We start from the raw sequence: 26,013 nt of genomic DNA, 5'->3' as shown, positions 1-26,013 counted from the left end.
CGGGCGTGGGTTGTCACATTCCGTCAGCCCTTGACCGCACCTGTCAGGCCGCCGACGATCTTCTTCTGGAAGATGGTGAAACAGATCAGGGCCGGAATCATAGCCAGAGAGGTGAAGGCCAACACCTGTGCAGTGTCAACGGAGTGTTCGGAGCTGAACATCTGTACGCCAAGTGGCAATGTGTACTTGTTGGCATCACTGAGCACGAACAGCGGCAGCATGTAGGCATTCCAGCTTCCCACGAAGGTAAGGATTCCAGTGGTGGCCACGCCAGGCATGGACAGCGGAATGACCATGCGCCAGAAGAAGCCAAGGCGGGAGCATCCATCGAGAAGACAGGCCTCCTCAAGCTCATTAGGAATCGACTGTAGGAACGGCACCAAGATGATGATGGTCTGAGGAAGTCCGAAGGCAATTTGCGGAAGGATCAGACCCCACAGGGAGTTGGCCAGACCCAGATTACGAATCAGCAGATACAAAGGTGTAATGCCAACGGTCATCGGGAACATGAGACCAGCAGAGAACAACGCGTACATAAGCGGCGCATAGCGGAATTTGTATCGGGCGATGACAAAGCTCACCATGATGCTAAGCACCACGACGCCTACCATGGTGGCGATACCCACGATGGTAGAATTCTTCAGTTCCGTCCAGAAAATATCACTTTCGACGACCGTCTTGTAGTTGTCGGGGACCCATGGGTTCGGCATCCCGGACGGATGGTTGGTGATCTGCGAATTGGTACGGAAACCGCCGAAGATAATGTACAACACCGGAGTGATACAGATGGCCACAAGCACCAGGGAGAAGAAGTAGACGATTGGGTTGCCCCATGGCGTCTTGGATGACTTACGGTAACCATTCTTCTTGCTGTACTCGCTTTTGTTGGAATGTCCTGCGATTGTTGCGGCAGTCATCACTTCACCTCACTTGCCAGGGCAGCAACCTCACGATGCTGCACTTCCTTTGCGCGCTTCCTGGCACGCTTCTCGGCTTCTTTCTGTTCAGTAACAGCACCGTCCAAGTCACGGTTCAGCACGAACTTCTGATAGACGAGTGCGATGATCAAAGAGATCACGAAGATGATCAGAGCAACGGCGGAACCATAGCCATAGTTGCCGGCTCCACGACCTTCACGCACCATGTAGGTGGCCATGGTGGACACACCAGCGGTGGTCGACACATACTTGCCCCACACGATATAGACCAGATCGAAAAGCTGCAGAGAGCCAATCATGGAAAGGAACACCCAGATCCGCAACGTCGGAGCAAGCAACGGCAACGTGATGCTTTTCTGCATCTGCCAGAAACTCGCCCCATCCACTTTGGCTGCTTCATACAGTTCATCGGGAATGGATTGCATGCCGGCGAGCATCAGAATTACGGCGAAACCGACGTATTTCCAGCTGATCAGCAACAGCAGCGTCCAAATAGCGATTTTCGGGTCGGCCAGCCAATCGGGACCATTGATGCCGAAGTTGGCCAGAATCTCATTGATGGCGCCCTTCTTCTGTAGCAACAGGCTCCATCCTGTGCCGACGATGACCTCGGAAACGACATACGGCACGAAGATGAGGGTGCGGATGAGACCACGCCCCTTGAACTTCTGGTTCAGCAGCAATGCGAACAGGATGGCAAGCGGAGCCTGGATAACCAACGAGCCGATCACGACCTCGAAGGTATGCAGAATCGCCGCCTGGAACGCGGGATCCTTAAGCGCTGTGATGTAGTTCTGGAGACCAACGAATTTACCTGTCTTGGAGGGAAGTCCGTAGCCCTTCCACTGATAGAAGCCGTAATAAGCACCCAAGACGATAGGCAGAATCACAAAGCAGACGAACAGAAGAATCGCAGGTGCGGACAGTACGAAAATCTCAACATTACGACGCATTTTGCCATCAGACGGTTTCTTGGACCGCTTAGCGCGCAGCGTCACCGCGTCTTTGCTTGTACTTGACATGGTTTTCTCCACTACCAGATACGTTTCTCGAATAGGAAGGAGGGCAGATGAAGATCTGTCTATCCACCCTCCTTTGGCCGTCAACCAGCCATGTTCACTATCAGCCCTTGGACGCTGCGTCCTTCATCGCCTTGACGATGTCAGCCGAAGTCCCCTGTCCGGAAAGCAGATTCACCACTCCGGAATTAAGAGCGTTGCCAATATTTCCGCCGAGAGCGGTATCCATCCACAGCTGCATGCCATCAGACTTTTTCATAGCTTCGAGGATAGCCTTAAGATTTTCATCGGTAACCGCATCGTAAGCTTCGGCGGAAGCCGGAATGGTACTGAACGCAGTGGCGTATTTCTCCTGATTTGATTTCTCAGCCATGAAATTGACGAAATCAACAGCAGCGTCCGGAGCCTCGGGATTGACAGCGAAACCGGTCACAGCGCCCATCAAAGCACCTTCCTCGCCTTTTCCTCCGTCCACGGTCGGGAAGGCGAAGAAGCCAAGGTCAGCCATTGGCTTCTTATCCGGAGTCAGGTCCTTGAGAACTCCAGGCTCCCATGTGCCCATGAGCTCCATCGCAGCCTTATGATTGGCCAGCAGACCTGCGGACGAGCTGGCGCCCTGCTGGGCCGTCGTAGTGAGGAATCCTTCGTTAAAAGCATTCGCATCCAACAAATCCTTCAGATCATCTCCGGCTTTGACCCAGCAGGAGTCGGAGAAGTCCTTGTCATTAATGCCCTTGGCGTAGGCCTTCGGAGAGCATTCGCGCATGGACAACCAGTAGTACCAGTGACCGACCGGCCAAGCATCCTTGCCGCCGAGTGCGATTGGCTCGATGCCAGCGCTGCGAAGCTTCTGCACATCGGTCTTCAGCTCGCTGAAAGTGGTCGGCACGGCATCGATGCCAGCCTGCTTGAACAAATCCTTGGAATACCAGATGCCACCAGGCTGGACAGTGACCGGAACGGCATAGACCTTGCCGTCATAAGACACGGATTCCAATGAGGAAGACATTTGCTTTTTGACGGTATCGCTAATCTTATCAGAAATATCCATTACCTGGCCGGCATCAACCATGTCCTTGGTCTTGGCACCACCAAGGGTCATGTACACATCCGGGCCGGAGGCGGGATCCTGCATAGCGGTAGTCAGCTTGCCTTCGAAATCCTCGTTCTGGATGGCCTGAATCTGAACCTTGACGCCAGTCTTCTTCTCAAACGCTTTGGCCAGATCCTCCCAATACTGCTTGCCGTCACCAGCTGTTGCGTTATGCCAGAACGTAATGGTCTTATCGTCTTTGGCACCAGCGCTGGAGCCGCAGGCACCCATGCCCAACATGGTCGCCACCGCAAGAGTGGCAGCTGCAATGGTTTTGAACTTCATTGTCTTCTCCTTATTGACCAAATCATCATCGACAAAATGATGGCAACGACAGGAACGACTTCTCTCGAATGGGTCGAATCGGGAAGCATGACCGCAACGAATGCTGCTGCAGCTCCCCTAGAGACAGAGAATCAGCCTTTGACTCCCTTCGAAAGTCTCCATTTCGTTTTCGTTGTATCTATAGACTACCGAAACAGATCACACAAAGTCAAGTTTTTTGTAAAATCAGAAAACTAACTATTTTTCGTTGATCTGACAACGTTTTTAAGCATTGACAGCATATCGAAAGTTTCGAAAAAACGCAAGCCGAAACTTTCGTTCACATTTTCGGATATGATGAAAATGAAGAAGGAGTGACTCATGCGCAATACGGCAAAGAAAGCTACGGTACGACTCTCTGACATAGCTAAAGAGACCGGTTATTCCCTTTCCACCGTATCCAAGGCGCTCAACGGCAGAGCCGACGTTTCCGAAGAGACGCGGCAAACCATCAACGCGGTGTTGAAACGGTATGGGTATTCCCGTAAAGCGACAGGCGCGAAAAGCCAACGAATTATCGAAATCGTGTTCCAAGATTTCGATAATGTTTGGGCCCTTGAAGTACTCCGTGGCGCCATTCGCGAAGCCAAGTTGCATGATTTGAGCGTCATCACCACCGAAGGCGGCAATCGCCAGCACCCGGACTCATCCTGGATTGACAATATGCTGCGTCGGCAGACGGATGGCGCCATTCTTGTCTTCTCCAGTCTGACACGTATCGAGCGGAACAAACTGCATTCCAGAGGTATTCCCTTCGTCTTGTTCGATCCATTCGGTAATCCAGATCCAGACACGCTGTCGGTGCAAGCGGACAACTGGACCGGAGGCGTAATCGCCACCAGGCATCTGCTTGCGCTCGGGCATATTCGCATAGGCATTATCACAGGACCCGAGAAGATGATGTGCTCCAAAGCTCGTTTAGACGGTTACACGTCAGCTCTGGCGGAGCGTGGCATCGAAACAAATCCCGAACTCATTACCGAAGGTGATTTCACCACCACCGGAGGTTATGCACAAGCCATCTCCCTTTTGGAACAGCCAAATCGTCCGACCGCAATCTTCGCCGGCAGCGATCTGCAGGCCATGGGCGTCTACGAGGCGGCAAGGCAGCTGGGATTACGTATTCCCGAGGATTTATCCGTGGTCGGATTCGACGATGTGCAGACTGCCGCATTCCTTGGCCCGGCGCTGACCACCGTACGACAGCCGCTCCAAGACATGGCAAGGGCCGCCGTACGCATGCTGGTCGAGGCGCTGTCCACCGACGACGTGATCCAACCGCACATCATCATGCCGACATCGCTAGTGGTACGCAACAGCACACAGCAACTCGAGGGTTAATCAACGGGGCAAAACCTCACAGGCACAACCGGAGGGAGAACACAGCGCTCCTAGCCTTTTGCCCCGTTTTCAACTCGTTCTAAGACGGCCCGTCGGAACACCAGCAGTGAACCATCCTGAAATTCCGTAGAATCTATGCCATGAAGCCGGCCATGCAACCGACGAACCCACCGGCCCATTCGGTGCTGAGGAAACGAGCATCGACACTCAGCAGGACCTGCCCCTGACGCACGAACGTCGCAGAATCAACCAGACCATGCGTGCCAGTCACGATGACCGACAAGCGGTTGTCGCCGAAAAGTACCGCCGGACGCACTCCGTCAGCCTGTACGGCAACAGACCCAGCTTGCGAATCGTCTCCATTCACCATCTCGTAACGCACATCCGTGCCATGCATCGAGAACACCGCGTAATGTGTGGAATTCTGCCGGATCACTAAAGAACCGGACATAGGAATCGGCATGAGCGTCGGCAGTTTCGCTATTCTGCGGTAGCTGACATCACGCTCATCGCGCACCACCACATCGTTCGTCGAGCCATCAGTCACATCCACCAGCGCAGGTTCCACGTCACCGGCGAGCGAGGATTTCACCCTAGGCTCGATGGAGATGCCATCGTCTTCAGTAGTAACCGTGATCTCGTCGGCCAAGCGGCCAAGACCAGCGCAAGTCACTGGCCATCCGGGGTCACCCTCATGCGTATATGATGCACCGTTGCCGTCCAGCTTCCAATCGGCCGGATTATGTTCCCAGGATACCGGAGCGACAAAGCTCTCCCTTCCCAAGTAGCTCAATAATTCGCCGTCACGCTTTCCCCGTGTCTCTCTCACGCCGAGACACACCAGCCACCATCCCAGTTCCGGATGAAGCAACAGGTCCGCATGTCCCACGCATTGCAGCGGTTCCGACAAACCCAGATGTCGGTGGGTGAGAATCGGATTCTTCTTATCCGCGTGGAAGGCACGGATTGCGGTGCCAAGATAGCAGCGTTCCCCGTCACGAACCTGCGGAATGCACTCACCCAATTCGGATACGTCCCGTTCGTAAGCTTCGAACGCCCGAAGCAGTCCATGCGGCGCATAGATGCGCATGGCCATTTCGCTATGTTCGAAACTGGTGCCCCCCTCAGCGGTCATCAGATACACATAATCACCCACGCGATAGAGATGCGGCGCCTCAGCCCACACCGATTCCATACCGTATCCGCGCCATATTACCGTCTTGCCCGATCCCGCAGGAAGACCGTCATCGACAAAAGTCCAAGTCTCCGGATTAATGCGTTGGGTCCAGACCTCGGTCTGGCCTTCCCATTGCGGATTGACCGCAGGACGGGTCTGGGTCCAGTACACGTTGCCATCCCCGTCCTCGAATATGTCTGGATCGATGCCTTCAGCGCCCTCAATCCAGAACGGGCCATGCCATGGCCCTTCGATAGAATCCGCTTCAAGGATAAAATTGCCCTCCGCGGCGTGGAACCGCATCAGCTCGCTTTCTGTGCAACCACCTTCCATAGCACGGCGATCATCAAGACGGGCAATGGTGCATGCAATCACATATTTGCCATGAATCCTGCGCAGCGTCGGCGCATAGACACCGCCCGAATCATCCACGAAAGGAATAAGCAGGCGCCTTGCCAAGTCAGCATCTACCACATTCGACACATGCTTCCAGCACGTCATATCCTCGGAAACGTAAATAGGAAGACCTGGGACAAGCTCAAAAGTAGAAGTCACCAACACAATTCGCTGGAACTCATCATCCCAAATCCAACTCGGATCAGGGTTCATTCCACTAAGAATGGGATTGGTAATGGTAATAGTCGCGGTCATAAATACACCTTATTCAGAAACGCTTTTCCACATCGTATCATTGCGAATAGTTGGAATTTTCGACTTGCTTTCATAACACATGTAAGTCGTCCACCGACGACATAGCCGGCAGACGACTTGTATGCGAAGGAAATTTAAGGAAGGATGAGGTGAAAATATATGGTGTGCCGGAGCACTAACGCTTCGACACACCATATTCGGCTTTGTTGCAACCGAGCCTCGCTGTTTAATCCAGCGATAAATCAGAGTCCTAGAGAAAACTCCTTGTTGGGCCACGCCCGCCCCGGCAATTTCGGAGCGCTACGCGCACCCAACCACTGCTCGATTTCGGCTCACGCCTCGGCCAATGCGTCGATCATATAGTTGTTGATCGTGGCCTTGACGGACTCGAGGTGATCGGACTTGGTAGCCTCGATGAGCTTGGACTGCGGGATATCCAGAGCATACTCCTCAAGGGAGGCTAGGGAGGCGGTGCCGTTCTCGATGGTCGCGCCGATACCGGAATCGTAGGAGCTGTAACGCTCGGCCTGCAGGTTCTCGATGACCTTGTCCTCGTGCATCTTGGCTGCGACCAGGAGGCCGGCGGCGAAGGAATCCATGCCGGCGATGTGGGAGCGGAACAGATCTTCGGCGGCGAAGGAGGTGCGGCGCGGCTTGGCATCAAAGTTCAGGCCGCCGTGAGGGCCGATCTGACCCTCAGCGAGGACCTCCCACATGACGGTGGAAGTCTCGTACAGGTCGGTCGGGAACTCATCCATATCCCAGCCGATGAGCTTGTCACCCTGGTTGGCATCAAGGGAGCCGAGCACACCGGCCTCGCGGGCGGTGCGAATCTCGTGCTGGTAGGTATGACCGGCCAGATTAGCGTGGTTGCCTTCGAGGTTCAGCTTCATGAAGTCGATGTCGTAGGTCTTCAGGAAGGCGATGGCGGTGGATGCATCGAAGTCATACTGGTGCATCGTCGGTTCTTTGGCCTTCGGCTCAATCAGGAACTGAGCGTCCAGACCGATCTCCTGAGCATATTCGTGGCACATGCGGAAGAACTTGGCCATGTGCTCCTGTTCGCGCTTCATCTGCGTGTTCCACAGGTTCTCGTAGCCTTCACGTCCACCCCAGAACACGTAGTTCTCAGCACCCAGGCGTTTGGCAATCTCCAGGGAGTGCTTCAGCTGGCCACCGGCGTAAGCGTAGATGTCGGCGAACGGGGAGGTAGAAGCACCGGAAACGAAGCGCGGGTTGGTGAACAGAGAGGAGGTGTTCCACAGCAGCTTGATGCCGGTGGACTTCATGTTCTCTTCGATCTTGTCGACGACCTTGTCCAGGTTCTTGTCGGTCTCGCGCAGGGTATCGCCCTCCGGAGCGATATCACGATCATGGAAGCAGAAGTACTCGACGCCGAGCTTCTGGAAGAACTCGAAGGCGTAGTCGACCTTGGCCAAGGCCTCATCCTCAGCATTGGAGTACTTGCCGTACCACGGACGCTGGGCGGTGCCGGTGCCGAACGGATCGACCAGCTCCTGATCGAAAGTGTGCCACCAAGCGACGCCGAAACGCAGCCAATCCTTCATCTTCTTGCCGGCAACAACCTTGTCAGCATCGTAGTAATGGAAAGCCAGACCCTCCTGCGGTCCCTTTTCACGACCGACATACGGAATCTTTTCGATATCCCACAGACCCATGGATTGCTCCTTTGCTATTGGTTTTTACTTTCGTAAGACCTTGTTTTTCCCGTCAAGCGGATTTCCGCCTGTCTTGATGTACATAATAAAATCAATTTCCTAAGTTTGTCAATTCAGTGAACTATTCGGCGTTTCCATTGAAAAATAGCCAATTATCAGCTCAGTGATAAGGTGAACATGTTTGTTGCACCGCAGCGCTACGCAATGAAGCGCCCAATCGAAAGAAGAAATCCATGAGCGAAAACGTCGATACCATCTGCGTGCATGGAGGCTACCAACCTGAAAACGGTGAATCCCGCACGCCCCCGATCATTCAGGCGACAACCTTCAAATACAAGTCAAGCGAACAGATGAGCCGACTGTTCGACCTATCCGAATCCGGATACTTCTACACCCGACTGCAGAACCCAACCAACGACACCATCGCAACGAAAATCTGCGAAATGGAAGGCGGCGCGGCCGCAATGCTGACCTCATCCGGGCAGGCGGCAAACTTTTTCGCACTCTTCAACATCTGCAACAACGGTGACCACATCGTTGCATCCTCCGCAATCTACGGCGGCACGTTCAACCTCATCAACGTGACCATGCGCAAAATGGGCATCGAATGCACGTTCGTAAGCCCGGACTGCACCGAGGAAGAACTCGAAGCGGCATTCCAGCCGAACACCAAGGCGGTCTTCGGCGAATCCATCTCCAATCCGGCGCTCATCGTGCTTGATTTCGAAAAGTTCGCGAACGCAGCGCACCGCCACGGCGTGCCACTGATCGTCGATAACACGTTCCCCACACCAGTCAACTGTCGTCCATTCCAGTACGGCGTGGACATCGTCACGCACGCCACCACCAAATATATGGACGGTCACGGCTCCTGCGTGGGCGGCGCAATCGTGGATTCCGGCAACTTCGACTGGATGGCCCACGCGGACAAGTTCCCCAGCCTGACCACGCCGGACGACTCCTACCATGGCGTGACCTACGCCAAAGATTTCGGCAAGGCCGCCTACATCACCAAAGCCACCGCACAGCTTATGCGCGATTTCGGCTCAACACCGGCACCAATCAACTCGTGGATCATGGGCATGCATTTGGAGTCCCTGGGAGTACGCATGGAGCGCCACTGCGCGAACGCGCTCAAGGTGGCACAGTGGCTGAGCGCCGACCCGCGCGTCAGCTGGGTGAGCTTTCCGGGCCTTAAGGGAGACAAATACCATGCGTTGGCCGAAAAGTACATGCCGAACGGCACTTGCGGCGTCATCTCCTTCGGTGTGCCTGGCGGACGCGAAAAGGTGTCCGCGTTCCTCGACCATTTGAAGATGGTGTCCATCGCCACGCATGTGGCCGACGCCCGCAGCTGCACCCTGTACCCGGCAGGCACCACGCACCGTCAGCTCACCGAGGAACAGCTCATTGAAGCGGGCGTAGGCATTGACCTGGTACGTTTGAGTTGCGGCATCGAAAACGCCGACGACATCATCGCCGACCTCGATCAGGCACTCGCCGCCGTGCAGTGATTCTCACTCAAAATCACATCAGGAAGGCCGTATCCCCCACTCAGAGGTGCGGTCTTCCTCCTATCCGAGTGGACTCGCACGCCATACTCATCTTGCACGGGCGCGCCAATCATCTGAAATCCCTTATGTGTGGCAGATTAAGGTATCTTCAAAATCCGGTTTGCGCTATATATGGCAGATTCACACTAAATTCGAGGGTATAAATCTATAGAAAAATCCCGTTAAGAAATCTCAGGTCTGCCACATATAGCGATTTTGACTTTTCCAGCACCGTGGAATCTGCCACACATAACGGTTTTCATTCAGCCTGTTGGTACGTCCAGCGACCGGCAAGCATAGTGCCAAGCACATGCTCGGGCATGGCACGCATGGCCTCCGGAGAATCGATTATGCTCGGATCACAGTCCAGAAGCACCAAATCGGCCGCGTCTGCGTCCCGCAAAGCCACGCGTCCGACCGCGGTGGACGAAGCGAGCGCCGTTTCAAAATCAAGGCACTGCTCAGGTTGGAAAGGCTCGCGGTCGGAACTTTCCGTACCGAATACCGCCGCGGAGATGGCCATCCATGGGTCCAGCGGCGCGACCGGCGCATCCGAGCCCATGAGCAGCTTGGTCCCCGCCTTATGCAGGCTATTGAATGCGTAAGGGATTCCGGCGGGGGTGCCCCAGAATCGCGCAATGACGTCACGATCGTCCATGGCGTGCTGCGGTTGGATGCTTGCGGCAAGTCCCAGCTGCGCGAGTCGCGGAATGTCGCACTCCTTGAGCATTTGGGCATGCTCAATGGAACCATGCGCATGGGTGCGTTCGGCACAATCAAGCACAATGGTATTCGCTTCATCGCCGATGGCATGACAGGCGATGTCGAAGCCATGTTCGACGGCGAGTCGCATGTACGACTCGATTTGCTCAGGGGCATAGCTCAATGTGCCGTAGGTTTCCGGTCTGATGCCCGAATATGGCATGGAACAGTAGGCGGAACGGGTGTTGAGCGAGCCGTCGGAAATCATCTTCATCGCGCCGACGTGGCCCAAACCATGACTTCCGGGCAATTCGTCTCCGGTGTGCCAGCCGTCGTCGATGGCTTGCCGGAGTCTCTCGGGATATATGCCAGCCTCGACACGCAGACCATCAAGCCCTTGCGAGAATCGGCTAATCCACGTGTCGATGTTCTCCGCCATCTCATAGTCGCGCACGCCGACCACGCCTTTGCTCGCAGCGTCGCGTTCGGCGTTGCGCAACAGATGCATCAGCTCATTGGTCGCACCAGGTCCTTTGTCCAGCTTGCAGTAGGCGTCGAACCACTCAAGCTCGCCGACGAGTCCGGATTCGTCCACATCTACGCCAAGCTTGCGCGCGGCGGCAGAGTTCACCCAACCGCAATGCATGTCGGCGCTTGACAGCGCCACCGGCTGGTCTCCCGCCACCTCATCGATCGCGGCTAGGGTCGGCTGGGCGTCATCGGACCACAGGGAATGCCGGAAACGCATGCCGACCACATATTGGTTCGGGTCGAGTGCGCCGCTTTCACGACGCTCCTCCAAGTGACGACGCAACATGTCGAGCGCTTCGCTGGCACTGCGTGCATCAATCAGATCGAGCCGTCCCAACGTGTACGACCACTGCGTGAAATGCGTGTGGCAGTCCCACAATCCGGGAATCACCCATATCTTCGAAGCAGCATCCGTTGGCCTTTCCGAAGGTCGCACCGAAGCTATTCGCCCGTGACGGACAGCAATGTCGACCGGCTTATCCGAACCTACGAAACACACGTTTTCAATCACACACGGCTCGTCCATATATCCTCATTTCAACGTGATGCCCTACCCGTGCCATGGTATCCCGCAGCAGCGCAGCAGCGCACGTTCGTCTCAATCAGGCATGCCGGCGGCCGACTGTTTATCCACATTTTTTCGCGCATAACCTCGGTTATCCACTTATCCACTGTTTTTCGAATGCGGATGGACAGAGACCGACCAATCCCTTTATTTTTGCTCCATGGACAATGGAGCACAATATTCTGAGAGTCTCGCGCAGCTGCGGGCGCGTACCATCGAACAATGCCTTGCGGCGCAGCAACGAACCGGTAAGCAGCTGGTGTTTACACACAGCACGGCATTATGCCTGCAAAGAACCGAGATGCCAAGATATCCCGATCAGCAAATGCTGTCTTCCCTGCATGCCCTTGCCACAGATAACAACGCACGCACGCATCTTCAAAACGTCCAATTTGAACTGTGGACAGGACCAATCATCGAAACCGCTACACATTATGGCAAGATTCGCCATACGGATCCAGTAACCACATGGGCAATGCACGCGAATCGGCTTCCCCAAGAAGAACTGATAACGCTTGGCGATTCAATGCTAAGAAGGAACCAACGTTTTCCCCAAGTCTGCATTGACGACTTCCATGAATATCTGGAACGGCTCAAAGATTTCAGCAACTACGCGAATGCGAATAGACAACGTCCCATCCGAGGAATCAGAAAAATGCAACATGCGTTACAGCTCATGCGCGAAGGCACGGATTCCTCGCAGGAAAGCCGTTGCAGGATCGCTCTGATTCGCAATGGGCTACCATGTCCGAAAGTCAACTGGAAGGTTCGACTGAACAATGGGAAAATCGCACTTTTGGATATGGCCTATCCAGATATAAAAGTGGCCATCGAATACGACGGAAGACATCACGCCGGCCAATGGCTCGCCGACAGCAAGAGACGTGAAGCCTTGGAAGACGACGGTTGGGCATACATTCAAGTGACCGCCGAAAACCTTATGAACGACTTCGAGGAACGGGCACTCGCGCAACGCGTGGCCGACCGGATGAGCCAACGATTAAGCAAGCCCATCATGCTCTGTCAAAGAATGTCCTCAGGGAGGATACACATCCGCATAACGTCTCTCGCCAATGGAAGCAGAAAGATTCTCATCTGAAAGCCACTATATGTGGCAGATTCGTCATCCCCAGAAAAACCAAAACCGCTATATGTGGCAGACCAGACCGGTTTCAAGCCTCAAAAGACCACAATTAGTACCCCCTAGACGAGATTTTCCTTGGGAGACTGCCACATATAACGGAAATCATTTTTCTGAGATGCCAAAAACTGCCACATATAAGACATTTCAAACTGAAAACACGGCATAGGCATATCACCTTTTTCGTCAGATCGAAGACAGCATTTCGAAAACGTCATCATCATCGACGACGAGGCTATCGATTTTGCGGCGGCCAAGTTCGCGCAGCCATTCGTCGGGTTCCGTATCGGCGAGCGCACGGATGTCGAGATGCAACGGCTTATGTCTTCCGACCACCACCTCGTTAGCATCCACAGCTTGGACCGGCCCGTTGAAATGGGCAAAGACACCATCCGAAATATCCAGCCAATCCGTCCGATCCAGAAGGTGTGCGGCACTTCTCGCCGACCCTTCCGTACCGTTCGAATCACCCGGGGCACCCGCACGGCCACCAGTCGGACATATGCCCAACACCGCCGCATACGTGTCATATAGCCTGCGTCGACGTACAGTGTATTCGGCATCAGATTCCTCCGCATGTTTTCTGCCGTCCACAATGTACGGCATTCCTGTGGTGATGTAGTGGAAGAAATGGCGATTGATGGCGTCGCATTCCGCCCGCATCACGTCATATACCACTTCCACACCGTTTTCCTCAAGAATGCGAAGTCCTTTGCCGGCCACGATGGGATTCGGATCGATCGAACCGACCACGACGCGCGTTATGCCGTGCGAAAGAATTAGATCGGTGCATGCCGGCTGCGATCCGACATGGCAGCAAGGTTCGAGAGTGTCGATGACCGTGGCTCCATGCATGTCGATATCATGCTTGTCGGCGTAGTCGAAGGCCATGCGTTCCGCATGCGGTCCGCGGTAGCGGTCGTGGTATCCGGCTGCGAGAATCTCGCCGTCGCGGACCACCACCGTGCCGACCAACGGATTCGGATTCACCCAACCGGCTCCCTTATGGGCCAGTTCCAGCGCCTGCGTCATGTATTTCCGATATTGAGGCATGTCATCCATGGTTCCAAGCATATTGCGTCGATTGCGGTTCCACATTTCAAAATCGCCACGAGACATTCCGTAAATGGATAGGCGCGAACCGGTTATCCGTCCCATCGCCGTACGGCGTCGCACAATAACGCCATACAATGTTGGCAGACCAGCAACCAGCAAAGGAACCAGCGAGAGGAAACATCACATGCAGCGCGAAATCATGACGTCCATTCCGTTTTTGAGCCAGCCGTCGACGAAGGCGCTCAATACGCCCGAGGATCTTGCCGTCGCGCAGGATCTCAAAGACACGCTCGACGCACACCGCAACGGCTGCGTCGGAATGGCCGCAAACATGATCGGCGTCTCGAAGCGCATCATTGCATTCGTGGACGAGGATTTCGGCGGTCGCATCTTCGTAATGTTCAACCCGACGATCACTGCGAAAGACGGCGCCTACGATGCCTCCGAAGGCTGTCTGTCCCTCAAAGGCGAGCGCCGCACGGTCCGCTTCCAGCGCATCGAGGTGACGTATGCGGATCGCAAGTTCCGCGAGCGTCATGCCACGCTCACTGGTTTCACCGCGCAGATCATCCAGCATGAGATCGATCATTGCGAAGGCATTATCATTTAACGACTTTTTCAGACATGGCACCTAGCGGCTTTTCGGGCGCTCCATCTAGCGACAGGCTTAGGAAAAATCGTTTGATGTAATAATCATACGTAACCGCCTTGCGTTACAGTTTCCGTAATGCACCGTAGGGCAGCGTCAAAGGAGATTTCATGGGTGCCATCGATATGTTCAACGATTTCGTCAAACTCATTGAAAGCGAGTCCCTGCCCGTCGAAGCCGTTGCGATTGCGGATGGCGACGCCATTATCGCGGAACGTCATTTCGTTCCCGACCAGGATCGCAATATTTATTCCCATACGAAAAGTTATGTTTCGACGGCTATCGGCATTGCGATTGAAGATGGCTTGCTGTCGCTCGATTCGCGATTGGTCGACTCGTTCCCCGAGTATGTTCCCTCCGATGCGCAACTGGAGTTGGGTCAGATCACGCTGAGGCACTTGCTGACTATGTCGAGCGGTTTCAATCATGCGTATTTGATGAACCCTGACCGGCGCAGTGGTGTTGGTGCGCCTGATTATTTACGGTACATGTTCTCTCGCAGGGTTGAGGTGGAGCCCGGCAGCACGTTCTGCTATTCGTCTGCGGATTCTGATTTAGCGGGCCGCATGTTGGAGCAGGCTGCCGGCATGCGTCTTGGCGAGTATTTGTATGGCATGATTTTTTCCAAGCTGGATCAGGGTTGGCCTGTTTGGGAATGTGATCCGCAAGGTCATCCGATTGCAGGCGGCGGGATCTACATGTCGCTTGCGAATATGTTGAAACTTGGCCAGGTCTATTTGAATGATGGCACTTGGCATGGCACGCGCATTGTCAGCGAATCGTGGGTCAAGCAGGCTTCCGGCAAGCAGATCGACACTCCGTATAGCAATATTTGGACGTGCGGTTATGGCTATCAGTTCTGGATGTCGCCTTATGAGGGGGCATATCGTGCGGATGGTGCGTACGGTCAGATCACTACGGTTTTGCCGAAGCAGGGTTTGGTTGTTGCGATTCAATGCCCGGAATCTGGCGATTTCGACAATATCGTTCGTCCTGCTTTGCATGAGCATCTGCTGCTTCCGCTTACTGCCTGAGCGCACGACTTTCGCCCATACCGCCGTGTAGATGGGGTATGGGATAATCATGCACGGTATTGTGCGTGGGTTGCGTTCCGGAATCCTTGATTGAGTTTCCGTTGACCGCTCATGCAACACGCTGGAATTCCAACGTTTCTTAAGGATGGAACACAACATTGGCTGAATTCATTTACCAGATGATCAAGGCCCGCAAGGCTTACGGCGACCGTGTGATTCTCGATGACGTGACTTTGAGCTTCCTGCCAGGCGCGAAGATTGGCGTTGTTGGCCCGAACGGCATGGGTAAGTCCACGCTGCTGAAGATCATGGCCGGACTCGACACCGTGTCTAATGGCGAGGCTTCTTTGACTCCGGGTTATACCGTCGGCATTCTGCAGCAGGAACCGCCGCTGGATGACACCAAGACTGTTGGCGAGAACATCAAGATGGCGTTCGGTGAGATCGCTGAAAAAGTGGCTCGTTTCAATCAGATTGGCGAAGAGATGGCCAATCCGGATGCCGATTTCGATGCTTTGATGGATGAGATGGGCAAGCTGCAGAACGATATCGATGCTGCAAACGGTTGGGATCTTGATTCTCAGCTTGAGCAGGCTATGGATGCTCTGCAGTGCCCGGATCCGGATACTCCGGTGACGGTGTGCTCCGGTGGCGAACGCCGTCGTGTGGCATTGTGCAAGCTGCTGCTGGAAGCTCCTGATCTGCTGCTGCTTGACGAGCCTACCAACCATCTTGATGCCGAGTCGATTCTGTGGTTGGAGCAGTTCCTGCACCAGTACAAGGGTGCCGTCATCGCCGTTACCCACGATCGTTACTTCATGGATAACGTGGCTGAGTGGATCTGCGAGGTCGACCGTGGTCAGCTGTACCCGTATAAGGGCAACTACACCACGTACTTGGAGACGAAGGCCAAGCGTATGGAGATCCAGGGCGCCAAGGACGCCAAGCTCGCCAAGCGTTTGAAGAGCGAACTTGATTGGGTGCGTTCTTCGCCGAAGGCCCGTCAGGCTAAGAACAAGGCTCGTCTGGAACGTTACGACCAGATGGAGCAGGAGGCTCGTAACAATAAGAAGCTTGACTTCTCCGAGATTCAGATTCCGGCTGGTCCGCGTCTGGGCTCTACTGTGCTGGAAGCCGAGCATATTCACAAGGCGTTCGGCGACCGCGTGCTCATCGACGATTTGAGCTTCACGCTGCCGCGTAACGGCATTGTCGGCGTGATCGGCCCGAACGGCGTGGGTAAGTCCACCCTGTTCAAGACCATTGTCGGCCTTGAACCGTTGACGTCTGGCTCGTTGAAGATCGGTGAGACCGTGCAGATCAGCTATGTCGATCAGAATCGTGCTGGTCTTGACCCGAATAAAAACCTGTGGGAGGCCGTGTCTGACGGTCTTGACTTCATCGAGGTTGCCGGCGTTGAAGTGCCGACCCGCGCGTATGTGGCGTCCTTCGGTTTCAAGGGTTCCGACCAGCAGAAGCTCACCGGCGTGCTGTCCGGTGGTGAACGCAATCGTCTGAATCTTGCTTTGACTCTGAAGCAGGGCGGCAACCTGCTGCTGCTCGACGAACCGACCAACGATCTTGATGTTGAAACCCTTGAATCGCTTGAAAACGCACTGCTTGGCTTCCCGGGCTGCGCTGTGGTGATTTCTCACGACCGTTGGTTCCTCGACCGTGTGGCCACGCATATTCTCGCATGGGAAGGCGATGATGAGAATCCGGCCAAGTGGTACTGGTTCGAAGGCAACTTCCAGGCCTATCAGGAGAACCGTGTGGCCCGTCTCGGCGAAGACGCGGCTCGCCCCCACCGTCTCCATCGCAAGCTGACCCGCTAAGCCGTTAAGCAGACAGTCCTATGGACTGTCTGTAGGCTTAGTCTGAGTGAGGCGACAGCCGAACGAAGGCAACAATGAGCCTTGCAAAGCAAGACCGTAATTGCAGGGCCGGTTAACCCCATATTTCAGTAAAGCGCCGTGCTTCGTTACGAAGTGCGGCGCTTTGCCGTATGTGAATCGTTTGGCGATTACCTGCCGTTCACGCTTCTCACGCATTCGTTACAAAACAATCCGGCGAAATTTACCGCCCTTGCGTAGACTCGAATCCGGAACGAAGCGTTACCTATGCGACTCAAAAGAATCGAGGAGTGTCATGACAGAAACGGCAATCACACCATTGCAACGGTTAGCAAAGGTGCTTCAACTGGGCACGCCGTCCATGTACCGCAATCATATGTATGTGAATGGTGAAAGCCTGTATTTCCCCACTGGCCGCGTGTATGGCGGTCAGGTGATTGCGCAGGCTATGATGGCCGCATCCAAAACGGTGTCGCCGTCTCGCCTGCCGAATTCGATTCATGGCTATTTCATTTCTGCCGGTGATATTCGTCAGGATTTGCTGTTTGATGTGGAGAATCTGCGTGATGGCCGCTCGTTTTCGGCTCGTCGTGTAAATGTCACGCAGGCTCAGGGTTCGATTCTTACCGCCATCGCCAGTTTTCAGGAGCAGGGTCAGGAGGGTGTTGAGTTCGCCGATCCGATGCCGGAGGGTGTACCGGAGCCGGAAGCGTTGACCAGCGCGAAGCAGCTTATGGAACCATTTGCCGAGAAGTCTTCGTTTGCCAAATATTATGCGGAAAAGTCGCCGTTCGACATTCGTCATGTGACGCGCACGATTATGTTGGGTGCTGATAAGAAGAGCGCCAACAATGATTCTGGTAAACAGATGGTGTGGATGAAGGCTGATGGCACGGTTGATGTTCCGCAGGTTATGCATCGTGTGATGTTGGCGATGGGTTGCGATCAGGTGATGTTGGAACCGGTGTTACGGCGCGCTGGGTTGAGTATTGCCACGCCTGGTATTTCGTTCGCTTCGATCGATCATTCGATGTGGTGGTATCGCAATATTGATATCAATCAGTGGCATTTGTATGTGCAGGATACGCCTACTGCAGCTCACGGCCGTGGCTTGGGTCAGGCGAAGGTGTATACGCAGGATGGCGAACTTGTTGCCTGCATGACCCAGGAGGTGATGATTCGCGTTCCCGAAGAGGATCTGAAGAAGTGAGGTAATCAGACTTTCGATTGTGTCGCCGATTTGGTAGCCGCGGCCGCGTAACGATTGCGTTGCGTGGCCGTTTTCATTTTCGGACTTTCCGGGCCGTCGATTGGTGGGATTTGGCACAGCCACTCCCCCGCAATGCCAATGATCATATCGATTATGCATACGATTGCCGCGATCGCGCATTCGAAGATGGCTTGGCTGTAGAACGTTGCTTCGCCATGCGGCAGGCTCATGATGAGCTGCCCACCATACCAGCCGGCCAACGCCGCTCCTGCCACGCCCAACGCTTTGCACGACACCAGCGTGGCGAACGCCTTCTGCGGGTCCAAAGGTTTCAGCTGCGCGCGTTTTTCGGGATCTGTGGTGGTGTATTTATGGATCTGCAATGCCATATAAAGCACGACGAATCCCAGAATCGCCAACACCACGGGCACAATCCATGGAGCGCCGACCAATGGAAAACCTGAAATCTCGCCATATTTCGCCAATCCTATTCCGGCAAGCAATCCTAATGCGGCAGCGAGAACGTAGCACCACCAAGGGGTTCTGCGCGCTTTCATAGCGTACCTCCGATAATCCAATTGTCGGTCAGCAGTCCCACCTGCGCGGCATCGGGGGCCATGGCTAGCAGGAATGATACCGGATCCTTACCCAGTCGTGCATCGGGATCCATGTCGAGCCATGGCGCAAGCACTGCGGCATGATTGCGTGCGGTGGGCCACGGCACCTTGCAGTCGGGTTCGTCGCATTCCACGCCTTCCATGTCGATCAGGTCGAGATCAAGGTCTTCGCCAATAGAGGCTTCCACATTGCCTAATGCTTCGATCAGATCATGGGCGCCCATGCGCGTGGAAATCTGGATTACCGCGGCCATTTTGTCGGGGAGTCCGTCGAGTTGGCTCACATGGTAGAGGGGTGAGATGCCCTCGACTTGGTTGCCGGGAATGCCGTCCAACATGACGATGGCCATGCGGAACTGCTGTTCGGCATCGGTTGCCGGGCTGTCGAGTGAGATCACCGCACGTTTCGATGCGGGTTCTGGCTGTGCAGCAGCAAGTGCCGCCGCTTTGGCTGCGGCGGTTCCTTCCGGCAGATCACTGGAATCGATCGCACCATACGCTTCGTCCATATCATCCGCATCGCCCGCATTATTGGCATCGCAGGCAAGGTCGTCGATACCGTAGCCGGTCGGACTTCCCACCATCCAATCATCAGCGATTTCGTCGATATGGTCGCGATCGGATGCCTCGTGCAATAGCTGGGCCACGGAACCGGCATGTTCGCCCGACAATTCAGCGTCCGGCTCGAGTGCCAGCCACGGCCCCAACACAAACGCACGCTGCCATGCACGGGGGTGAGGCAGCGTCAGATCCGGATCATCGTTGCTCTGCCCGTCAAAATCGATGATATCCAGATCGAGTGTGCGCGAAGTCCAATGGTCGGTACGCACTCGACCATGTGCGGCTTCGATGCGCTGCAATCCTCGCAGCAGTTCCATTGCCGACAGTTTGGTGGTCACGGAAACAACCGCATTGTAAAAGTCGGGGGTACCATCGGGCATGCCCCACGCATCGGTACGGTACAGCGGCGAAACGCCCGTAACCTGAGTGGATGCCAGTCCGTCGATCGAACGCACCGCGTCACGCAAGGTGGCCGCCACATCGCCTTGGTTACCACCCATGGCAATGATGGCATGATGCACTTGCGATGCAGCCGAAATTGTTTCACGGGAACGTTCCACGGTTACGCTCACGTCGTCGAATGGTACGACGATTGGCGCGCTCGGCTTATGCACGGTCACCTGCGTCTGTGCCACGGCTGGATATTCAAGAATCATGCTGGCGATGCGATCAGCGAGTTTTTCGATGAGATCGACATGTTCGCCTTCGATGATGGCGACTATTCCTTTGGCGATGGCACCGTAATCGACGGTGTCCCGCAGGTCGTCGGAATGCCCGGCCGGCGCAAGATCAAGAAACAACGTGGCGTCGACGACGAACGTTTGCGCACGCTCATGTTCGAAATCAAGCACTCCGTGTTTGCCGACCGCGCGAACACCAGTCAATCGAATCTGATCCATGCCAGCCTTTCTTTGCATATCTTAAGGTTTAATGGTGGAAATGCGTTGCCGCACCTACGCTGTCAGGAACGCACGACGTATGCGAGCACCGTGCATCAGTCGTTAGCGAAGGCACGCCACGCGTTGCCGATCGCCACCGCATCGCGGCTTTTCTCCACGTCATGCACGCGCACGGCCCACGCTCCATGTTCGGCACATAGGGCGCTGATGGCGGCGGTCGCATTGTCTTTGCTATCCATGTTTGGCTTGTCAATACCAGCATCGGCAAGCGCCGCGCCGACGAATCGTTTGCGCGAGGCTCCAATCAGCACCGGATACCCGGTAGCATTGAACCTCTCCAATGCCGTCATCAGCGGGAAGTTATGCTCGACGCTCGGTTTGGAGAATCCAAGACCCGGATCGATGATGATTTGTGACGGTGAGACGCCTGCCTGAAGCACGTCGTCGACCTGCTTCATGAGTTCGTCATACACGTCATCCACCACGCCATTGGCGTACACGGACGTATCAGCGTCAGGCACGTCGCCTGCGGAGCCGGCAAGCCAGCCGCGCCAATGCTGCACAATGTAAAGGCTTTCCGAATGCTCGGCCACCACATGGGGTACTTCGCGGTCCAGCCGACCGCCGGACACGTCGTTGATGATTTGCGCACCATGCTCCAACGCCATGCGAGCCACCGATGCGCGTGTGGTGTCGATTGACAGCACCGCACCTTCCGGAATCAACGCATCCACGGCACCTAGCACGCGGGTTTGCTCATCTTCCTCGCTGACGCGTTTGGCTCCGGGGCGAGTGGATTCGGCGCCGATGTCGATGATGTCAGCCCCATCCTTCATCATCGCCTCGCCGTGCGCTTTCGCTTTCGCAGGATCGAGCCACAGCCCTCCATCGGAGAACGAATCCTCCGTAATGTTGAGCACGCCCATCACCAGCGTACGGTCACTATCATGAATCGCTTTCATATCAATGGTCATCCGGTTTCCCTCCTATATCCGGTTATTGCTATTTACGATTCGACTTGCTGCGGCCGCATCGATCACGAATGCTGCGACAGGATCAGGCTCATGGCTTCGGCTCGCGTCGTCGCGTCTCGCATGCAACCGCGCACCGCCGATGTGACCGTGCGCGATTGCGCCTTCTTCACGCCACGCATGGCCATGCACATGTGGTCGCATTCGGTGACCACGATCACGCCACGTGCTTCGATGCCTTCCATCAGCGCGTCGGCCACCTGTTGGGTGAGGCGTTCCTGCACTTGCGGACGTCGGGCATACAGTTCCACCAGTCGTGCAAGCTTGCTTAAGCCCGCCACTTGACCGTTTAACGGAATATAGCCGACGTGGGCCACGCCATGGAACGGCAGCAGGTGGTGCTCGCATACCGAGAAGAGTTCAATATCGCGTACCAGCACCATTTCGTCAGTATCGACTTTGAACTTGGTTTTCAGTACTTCCTCGGGGCCGTGGCCAAGGCCTGCGAACAGCTCCTTGCAGGCACGCCCGATACGGTCTGGGGTGTCGAGCAGGCCTTCACGGTCCGGATCTTCGCCAATGGACTTTAAAAACAGGCGTACCGCTTGGCGCACGCCTTCCTCGTCATAGCCGACAGGCCCGGCCGCATGGGCGGCACGGGCCTTGTCGTCGAAGAGGGTATCGAATTCTTCGGTATCGCTCATCAGTTGGTCAATCCTGCACTTTTCTTCAAGGATTCAGGAATCGGAACCGGCGGAATGTCGGAATCCGGGCGCTTGCTATCGCTCAGCCACACTTCACGCTTCGGTGCCTTCTTGACATTAGCGAAGATTTCCGCGAGCTCCTTTTCGTTGAGTGTTTCCTTGACGAGCAGCTGACGTACAAGCTCGTCAAGAATCTCACGATTCTCGTTGATAACGTTCCACGCTTCGGTATGCGCAGTTTCCACCAGTTTGAGCACTTCCTCGTCGATGATTTCGGCGGTGCGTGCGGAATACTTGTGGTTCAGCGATCCAAGGTCGCTCTGCTCGTCATCAGACCACTTGATGGCACCCAGCTTGTCGGAGAAACCGTAATCGAGCACCATCTGACGTGCGATGTTCGTCGCCTTTTCGATGTCGTTGGAAGCACCGGTGGTCGGATCGTGGAACACGACCTCTTCCGCGGTACGACCGCCCATGGCGTACGCCATCTGGTCGAGCAGCTGGTTGCGCGACATGGAATAACGATCTTCGGTAGGCATTACCGCGGTGTAGCCAAGCGCACGGCCACGCGGCAGAATGGTGACCTTGGTGACCGGATCGGTATCGTTCATGGCGGCTGCCACTAGCGCGTGACCACCCTCGTGGTATGCGGTGTTGCGCAGTTCGTCGAGCGCCATGCCCTTGGAACGGCGCTTCGGGCCCGCCTGCACGCGGTCGATGGCCTCGTCGATGGCACGATTGTCGATCAGCTGCGCACCGGCGCGGGCGCACAACAATGCGGCTTCGTTCAACACATTGGCCAGATCGGCACCGGTGAAGCCCGGCGTGCGCACGGCGATCATACGCAAATCGACGTCAGGCACGAACGGCTTGCCTTTGGCATGCACCTTCAAAATAGCCTCGCGGCCTTCCAAATCAGGCGCTTCGACGGCCACCTGACGGTCGAAACGGCCCGGACGAAGCAGTGCCGGATCAAGCACGTCGGGGCGGTTGGTCGCGGCGATGATGATCAGATTGGTATCGTTATTGAAGCCGTCCATCTCAACTAGCAGCTGGTTCAGCGTCTGCTCACGTTCGTCGTGGCCACCGCTCATACCGGAACCGCCACGCTTACGACCGACGGCATCGATCTCATCGATGAAGATGATGGCCGGAGCGTTCTTTTTGGCCTCATCGAACAGGTCGCGCACACGAGATGCGCCAAGGCCCACGAACATTTCCACGAAGTCGGAGCCCGCCATGGAATAGAAGGGCACGCCGGCCTCGCCTGCGATGGCTCGTGCCAGCAGCGTCTTACCGGTACCTGGAGGGCCGTAGAGCAGCACGCCACGCGGAATACGGGCACCCAAAGCCTTGTATCGAGATGGATCCTTCAGGAAGTCCTTGATTTCTTCGACTTCCTGCACGGCAGCCTCTTCGCCGGCCACGTCGGCGAACTTGGTGGTCGGGGTCTGACCTTCGAGCAGCTTGCCGCTGTTTTTCTTGCCTCCCATACCGAACATGCCGCCGGCACCGCCCATACGGCTCATCATGAACCAGAACAGACCAAAGATAATGAGGAACGGCAGCAGCGAGGTCAGCAGATACGTCCAAATGCTGCTCTGCTGCATGGTCGCCGTCCAGCCCTTGACCGGATCAGCCTTCTGCACGGCCTTGACCACGGTTGCGGACTGCGCGTACGTGTAGTAGAACTGCACGTTTTTTCCGTAGTTCTTCATACGCCCGGTATCAGGGTCGGTAGCGGAGTAGTCGCTCTTAAGCTTGAGCTTGACCTGCTGGGTGTTGTCTACGATCTGCGCGTATTCAACATTGTTGCCATTGAGGATCTGCAGACCATCCTTGGTGTCGATGGTCTGGGAACCAGTTCCGACGAAAATCTGGAACATGGTCACGGCAAGCAATGCCACAACCACAACCCACAGCCATGGGGACTGCCAGAACGGACGTGGACCGCCATTGGATCCGTTGCCGTTGGACTTATCACCATTACCGTTGGAATCGTTGCCATTGCCGGCGTTATTGTTGCGTCCAAACGGATTGGTGAACGGGTTATTGCCGCCGCCGTTGTTATTCGGCGACTGGCCTGGACCAGGAAAACTCATGCCTGACCTCCTTCATACACTTCCGGCTTCAGCACCGCGATCGAATCAAGGTTGCGGTATCGCTCGTCATAATCCAAGCCGAAACCGACCACGAATTCATCGGGAATCTCACGTCCCTTATATTTCACAGGAACATCCACCTTACGGCGCGCCGGCTTTTCCAACAGCGCAAAAATCTCCACGGAAGCGGCACCGCGGCTTTTGAGCTCATCGACGAGCCACGCCAACGTGACGCCCGAATCGATAATGTCTTCCACAATAAGCACGTGACGACCGCGAACATCGGTGGACAGATCCTGCCGCACGGTGATCTTGCCGCTCGATTGAGTGCCGGAACCGTAGCTTGACAAGCTCATGAAATCCATCTCCGCGTGGATGCTCATGGCCTGCGAGAACGCCGCAAGCGTGTTCACTGCACCCTTGAGCACGCAAACCAGCAGCGGGTTCTTGCCACGGTAGTCCTCACTGGCCTGAGCCGCAGCATGGTTGATGATGTCGGCAATCTCTTCTTTACTGATCAGCTCGTGATCAATATCTTCTTGTACGTCAGCGATTCGCATGCCCACCATCTTGGCACACGCGAATGACGTGTTTCTGGCGATATGCTGAATATCCGCTGGGAAGATTCACACCTTTCTGGCCGTGCCAGTCGCAGATCAGCCTGTCGATCCCTTCAACCTGCCGTGCCATGCACGAAATGCCTGCTTCTGCAAGCGAGCGCACAATCACCCGTCTTCTGATGGCAATATCTTGCGATTGCAACGCACGCACGTCGATGATTATCTCGCCGTTGCTCACGGTTACGCCTTGTTCGCACACGCGTTGCGCCACACCGTCAAGATATGCGCGATCGTCTTCGGCAAGCCTCGCTCCAAGCGCAAGTTTCGACACAACGTCACTTCCCGCAAATGATTCAAGATATGGCATGAGATCGTGCCGTATTCGGGATCGCAGTGGATAGTTCGCGGGAAGGGACTCGTTTCCATCCGAATTCCCCACATCTGGCCCATTTGTGGGATCGTCCCACCAGGCAAGCCGCAGATCCTCGCAGATGCCGGTGGTTTCTTCACGGGTCACATTCAGCCACGGGCGTAGAAAACGCACCCCGTCTCGTATGAAGGAACCGTTCATACCGCAAACCGCATCGAGGCCCGCAGAACGCAACAAACCGATGATTACGGTTTCCGCCTGATCGTTTTTCGTATGAGCCAGCAGCACGGCCGAAGCGTCGGAGCATGCGTCGACAATCGCATGGTAGCGTGCTTCACGTGCCGCTGCCTCAACACCGATGCCGCGGGAGTCGGGTACGTCAATCGCACGAACACGCACTGGGTCAAGACCCAACGCAACACAACGATCGGCGGTTGTTTGCGCGACACCGGCAGAGCCTTGCTGCAACTGATGGTCGATGATAATCGTCCCGCATCGCAATCCCAATGAAGCGCATGTTTTCGCAGCAACCGCAGCCAACGCCATCGAATCGCGGCCACCGGAACATGCCACCATAATCAGAGGAGCGTCCGCATCGGGCGTGTGCTCGCCATGGCGGGCGAATCGGGCATCCTGCAATCCAAATCCGGCCGATTCCAGCGCGGCCCGTAACTCGCCGACACCCTTACGCAAACGAGACGAATACACCATGG

Annotated in this window: 21 protein-coding genes; 7 read left to right on the top strand and 14 right to left on the bottom strand. The window is 55.5% G+C overall.

Translation table 11 applies throughout. The annotated features are described in order from the left end of the window. Nucleotides 1-23: 23 nt before the first annotated feature. The 3 genes from BBKW_RS02355 to BBKW_RS02345 all read right to left on the bottom strand — a co-directional run bounded on the left by BBKW_RS02355 (nt 24) and on the right by BBKW_RS02345 (nt 3,335). Nucleotides 24-917, bottom strand: coding sequence for a carbohydrate ABC transporter permease (locus BBKW_RS02355; protein WP_033500910.1), 894 nt, complete (start codon nt 915-917; stop codon nt 24-26). After that, nucleotides 917-1,960: a carbohydrate ABC transporter permease gene (locus BBKW_RS02350; protein ID WP_004219782.1), complete on the bottom strand. Its 1,044-nt coding sequence runs from the start codon at nt 1,958-1,960 to the stop codon at nt 917-919. Before BBKW_RS02350 ends, BBKW_RS02355 begins: the two co-directional genes overlap by 1 nt. A 100-nt stretch (nt 1,961-2,060) precedes the next feature. Further along, nucleotides 2,061-3,335: an ABC transporter substrate-binding protein gene (locus BBKW_RS02345; protein WP_033500909.1), complete on the bottom strand. Its 1,275-nt coding sequence runs from the start codon at nt 3,333-3,335 to the stop codon at nt 2,061-2,063. A 360-nt stretch (nt 3,336-3,695) separates the two neighbouring features. Here BBKW_RS02345 and BBKW_RS02340 point away from each other — a divergent pair, with 360 nt between their 5' ends. Beyond that, nucleotides 3,696-4,715: a LacI family DNA-binding transcriptional regulator gene (locus BBKW_RS02340; protein ID WP_033500908.1), complete on the top strand. Its 1,020-nt coding sequence runs from the start codon at nt 3,696-3,698 to the stop codon at nt 4,713-4,715. A 133-nt stretch (nt 4,716-4,848) separates the two neighbouring features. On the opposite strand, the gene BBKW_RS02335 is transcribed toward BBKW_RS02340, so the two are convergent. Continuing rightward, nucleotides 4,849-6,543, bottom strand: a complete 1,695-nt coding sequence (locus BBKW_RS02335; protein WP_033500907.1) for a glycoside hydrolase family 43 protein — start codon at nt 6,541-6,543, stop codon at nt 4,849-4,851. Nucleotides 6,544-6,875: 332 nt separating this feature from the next. Further along, entirely contained in the window at nt 6,876-8,222 is a 1,347-nt protein-coding gene (gene xylA, locus BBKW_RS02330) for a xylose isomerase (RefSeq protein WP_033500906.1), read from the bottom strand. 233 nt (nt 8,223-8,455) lie between these two features. Between xylA and BBKW_RS02325 the strand changes: the two genes are divergently transcribed. After that, on the top strand, nt 8,456-9,736 hold the full coding sequence (locus tag BBKW_RS02325) for an O-acetylhomoserine aminocarboxypropyltransferase/cysteine synthase family protein (protein WP_033500905.1): 1,281 nt from the start codon (nt 8,456-8,458) through the stop codon (nt 9,734-9,736). A gap of 298 nt (nt 9,737-10,034) precedes the next feature. Here BBKW_RS02325 and BBKW_RS02320 read toward each other — a convergent pair whose 3' ends face one another. Then, nucleotides 10,035-11,534, bottom strand: a complete 1,500-nt coding sequence (locus tag BBKW_RS02320; RefSeq protein ID WP_033500904.1) for an amidohydrolase — start codon at nt 11,532-11,534, stop codon at nt 10,035-10,037. A 199-nt stretch (nt 11,535-11,733) separates the two neighbouring features. Here BBKW_RS02320 and BBKW_RS02315 point away from each other — a divergent pair, with 199 nt between their 5' ends. Further along, nucleotides 11,734-12,672, top strand: a complete 939-nt coding sequence (locus BBKW_RS02315) for a DUF559 domain-containing protein (protein ID WP_033500903.1) — start codon at nt 11,734-11,736, stop codon at nt 12,670-12,672. A 228-nt stretch (nt 12,673-12,900) separates the two neighbouring features. On the opposite strand, the gene BBKW_RS02310 is transcribed toward BBKW_RS02315, so the two are convergent. Continuing rightward, nucleotides 12,901-13,776, bottom strand: coding sequence for a bifunctional diaminohydroxyphosphoribosylaminopyrimidine deaminase/5-amino-6-(5-phosphoribosylamino)uracil reductase RibD (locus tag BBKW_RS02310; RefSeq protein ID WP_231858504.1), 876 nt, complete (start codon nt 13,774-13,776; stop codon nt 12,901-12,903). A gap of 178 nt (nt 13,777-13,954) precedes the next feature. Between BBKW_RS02310 and BBKW_RS02305 the strand changes: the two genes are divergently transcribed. The 4 genes from BBKW_RS02305 to BBKW_RS02290 all read left to right on the top strand — a co-directional run bounded on the left by BBKW_RS02305 (nt 13,955) and on the right by BBKW_RS02290 (nt 18,516). Further along, complete coding sequence (locus BBKW_RS02305) at nt 13,955-14,380, top strand: peptide deformylase (protein ID WP_033500902.1); 426 nt, start codon at nt 13,955-13,957, stop codon at nt 14,378-14,380. 149 nt (nt 14,381-14,529) lie between these two features. Further along, the gene (locus tag BBKW_RS02300) at nt 14,530-15,453 is read left to right on the top strand and encodes a serine hydrolase domain-containing protein (RefSeq protein WP_033500901.1); all 924 of its coding nucleotides are present in this window, start codon (nt 14,530-14,532) and stop codon (nt 15,451-15,453) included. A 158-nt stretch (nt 15,454-15,611) separates the two neighbouring features. Then, nucleotides 15,612-17,288: an energy-dependent translational throttle protein EttA gene (gene ettA / locus BBKW_RS02295; protein ID WP_003835634.1), complete on the top strand. Its 1,677-nt coding sequence runs from the start codon at nt 15,612-15,614 to the stop codon at nt 17,286-17,288. A 313-nt stretch (nt 17,289-17,601) separates the two neighbouring features. Further along, nucleotides 17,602-18,516: an acyl-CoA thioesterase gene (locus BBKW_RS02290; RefSeq protein WP_033500900.1), complete on the top strand. Its 915-nt coding sequence runs from the start codon at nt 17,602-17,604 to the stop codon at nt 18,514-18,516. A 5-nt stretch (nt 18,517-18,521) separates the two neighbouring features. On the opposite strand, the gene BBKW_RS02285 is transcribed toward BBKW_RS02290, so the two are convergent. The 7 genes from BBKW_RS02285 to tilS all read right to left on the bottom strand — a co-directional run bounded on the left by BBKW_RS02285 (nt 18,522) and on the right by tilS (nt 26,011). After that, complete coding sequence (locus BBKW_RS02285) at nt 18,522-19,073, bottom strand: DUF3180 domain-containing protein (protein WP_033500899.1); 552 nt, start codon at nt 19,071-19,073, stop codon at nt 18,522-18,524. Beyond that, the gene (folK, locus tag BBKW_RS02280) at nt 19,070-20,593 is read right to left on the bottom strand and encodes a 2-amino-4-hydroxy-6-hydroxymethyldihydropteridine diphosphokinase (RefSeq protein WP_033500898.1); all 1,524 of its coding nucleotides are present in this window, start codon (nt 20,591-20,593) and stop codon (nt 19,070-19,072) included. Before folK ends, BBKW_RS02285 begins: the two co-directional genes overlap by 4 nt. 95 nt (nt 20,594-20,688) lie before the next feature. After that, on the bottom strand, nt 20,689-21,567 hold the full coding sequence (gene folP, locus BBKW_RS02275) for a dihydropteroate synthase (RefSeq protein WP_033500897.1): 879 nt from the start codon (nt 21,565-21,567) through the stop codon (nt 20,689-20,691). 62 nt (nt 21,568-21,629) lie between these two features. Next, complete coding sequence (gene folE / locus BBKW_RS02270; protein WP_033500896.1) at nt 21,630-22,268, bottom strand: GTP cyclohydrolase I FolE; 639 nt, start codon at nt 22,266-22,268, stop codon at nt 21,630-21,632. After that, a complete protein-coding gene (gene ftsH / locus BBKW_RS02265; protein WP_033500895.1) occupies nt 22,268-24,370 on the bottom strand; it encodes an ATP-dependent zinc metalloprotease FtsH in 2,103 nt (700 codons plus the stop codon). The genes folE and ftsH overlap by 1 nt, the downstream gene beginning before the upstream one ends. Beyond that, nucleotides 24,367-24,930 carry a hypoxanthine phosphoribosyltransferase gene (gene hpt, locus BBKW_RS02260; RefSeq protein WP_171842400.1) on the bottom strand — a complete coding sequence of 188 codons (564 nt, stop codon included), beginning with the start codon at nt 24,928-24,930 and terminating at the stop codon, nt 24,367-24,369. The genes ftsH and hpt overlap by 4 nt, the downstream gene beginning before the upstream one ends. Then, nucleotides 24,917-26,011, bottom strand: coding sequence for a tRNA lysidine(34) synthetase TilS (gene tilS, locus BBKW_RS02255; RefSeq protein WP_033500894.1), 1,095 nt, complete (start codon nt 26,009-26,011; stop codon nt 24,917-24,919). The genes hpt and tilS overlap by 14 nt, the downstream gene beginning before the upstream one ends. Nucleotides 26,012-26,013 lie beyond the last annotated feature (2 nt).

Origin of the sequence: Bifidobacterium catenulatum subsp. kashiwanohense JCM 15439 = DSM 21854 (assembly GCF_001042615.1) — a bacterium.
Classification (GTDB): domain Bacteria; phylum Actinomycetota; class Actinomycetes; order Actinomycetales; family Bifidobacteriaceae; genus Bifidobacterium; species Bifidobacterium catenulatum.
The sequence above is the reverse complement of the archived record's forward strand: the minus strand, read 5'-3'. Positions and strand labels throughout refer to the sequence as shown.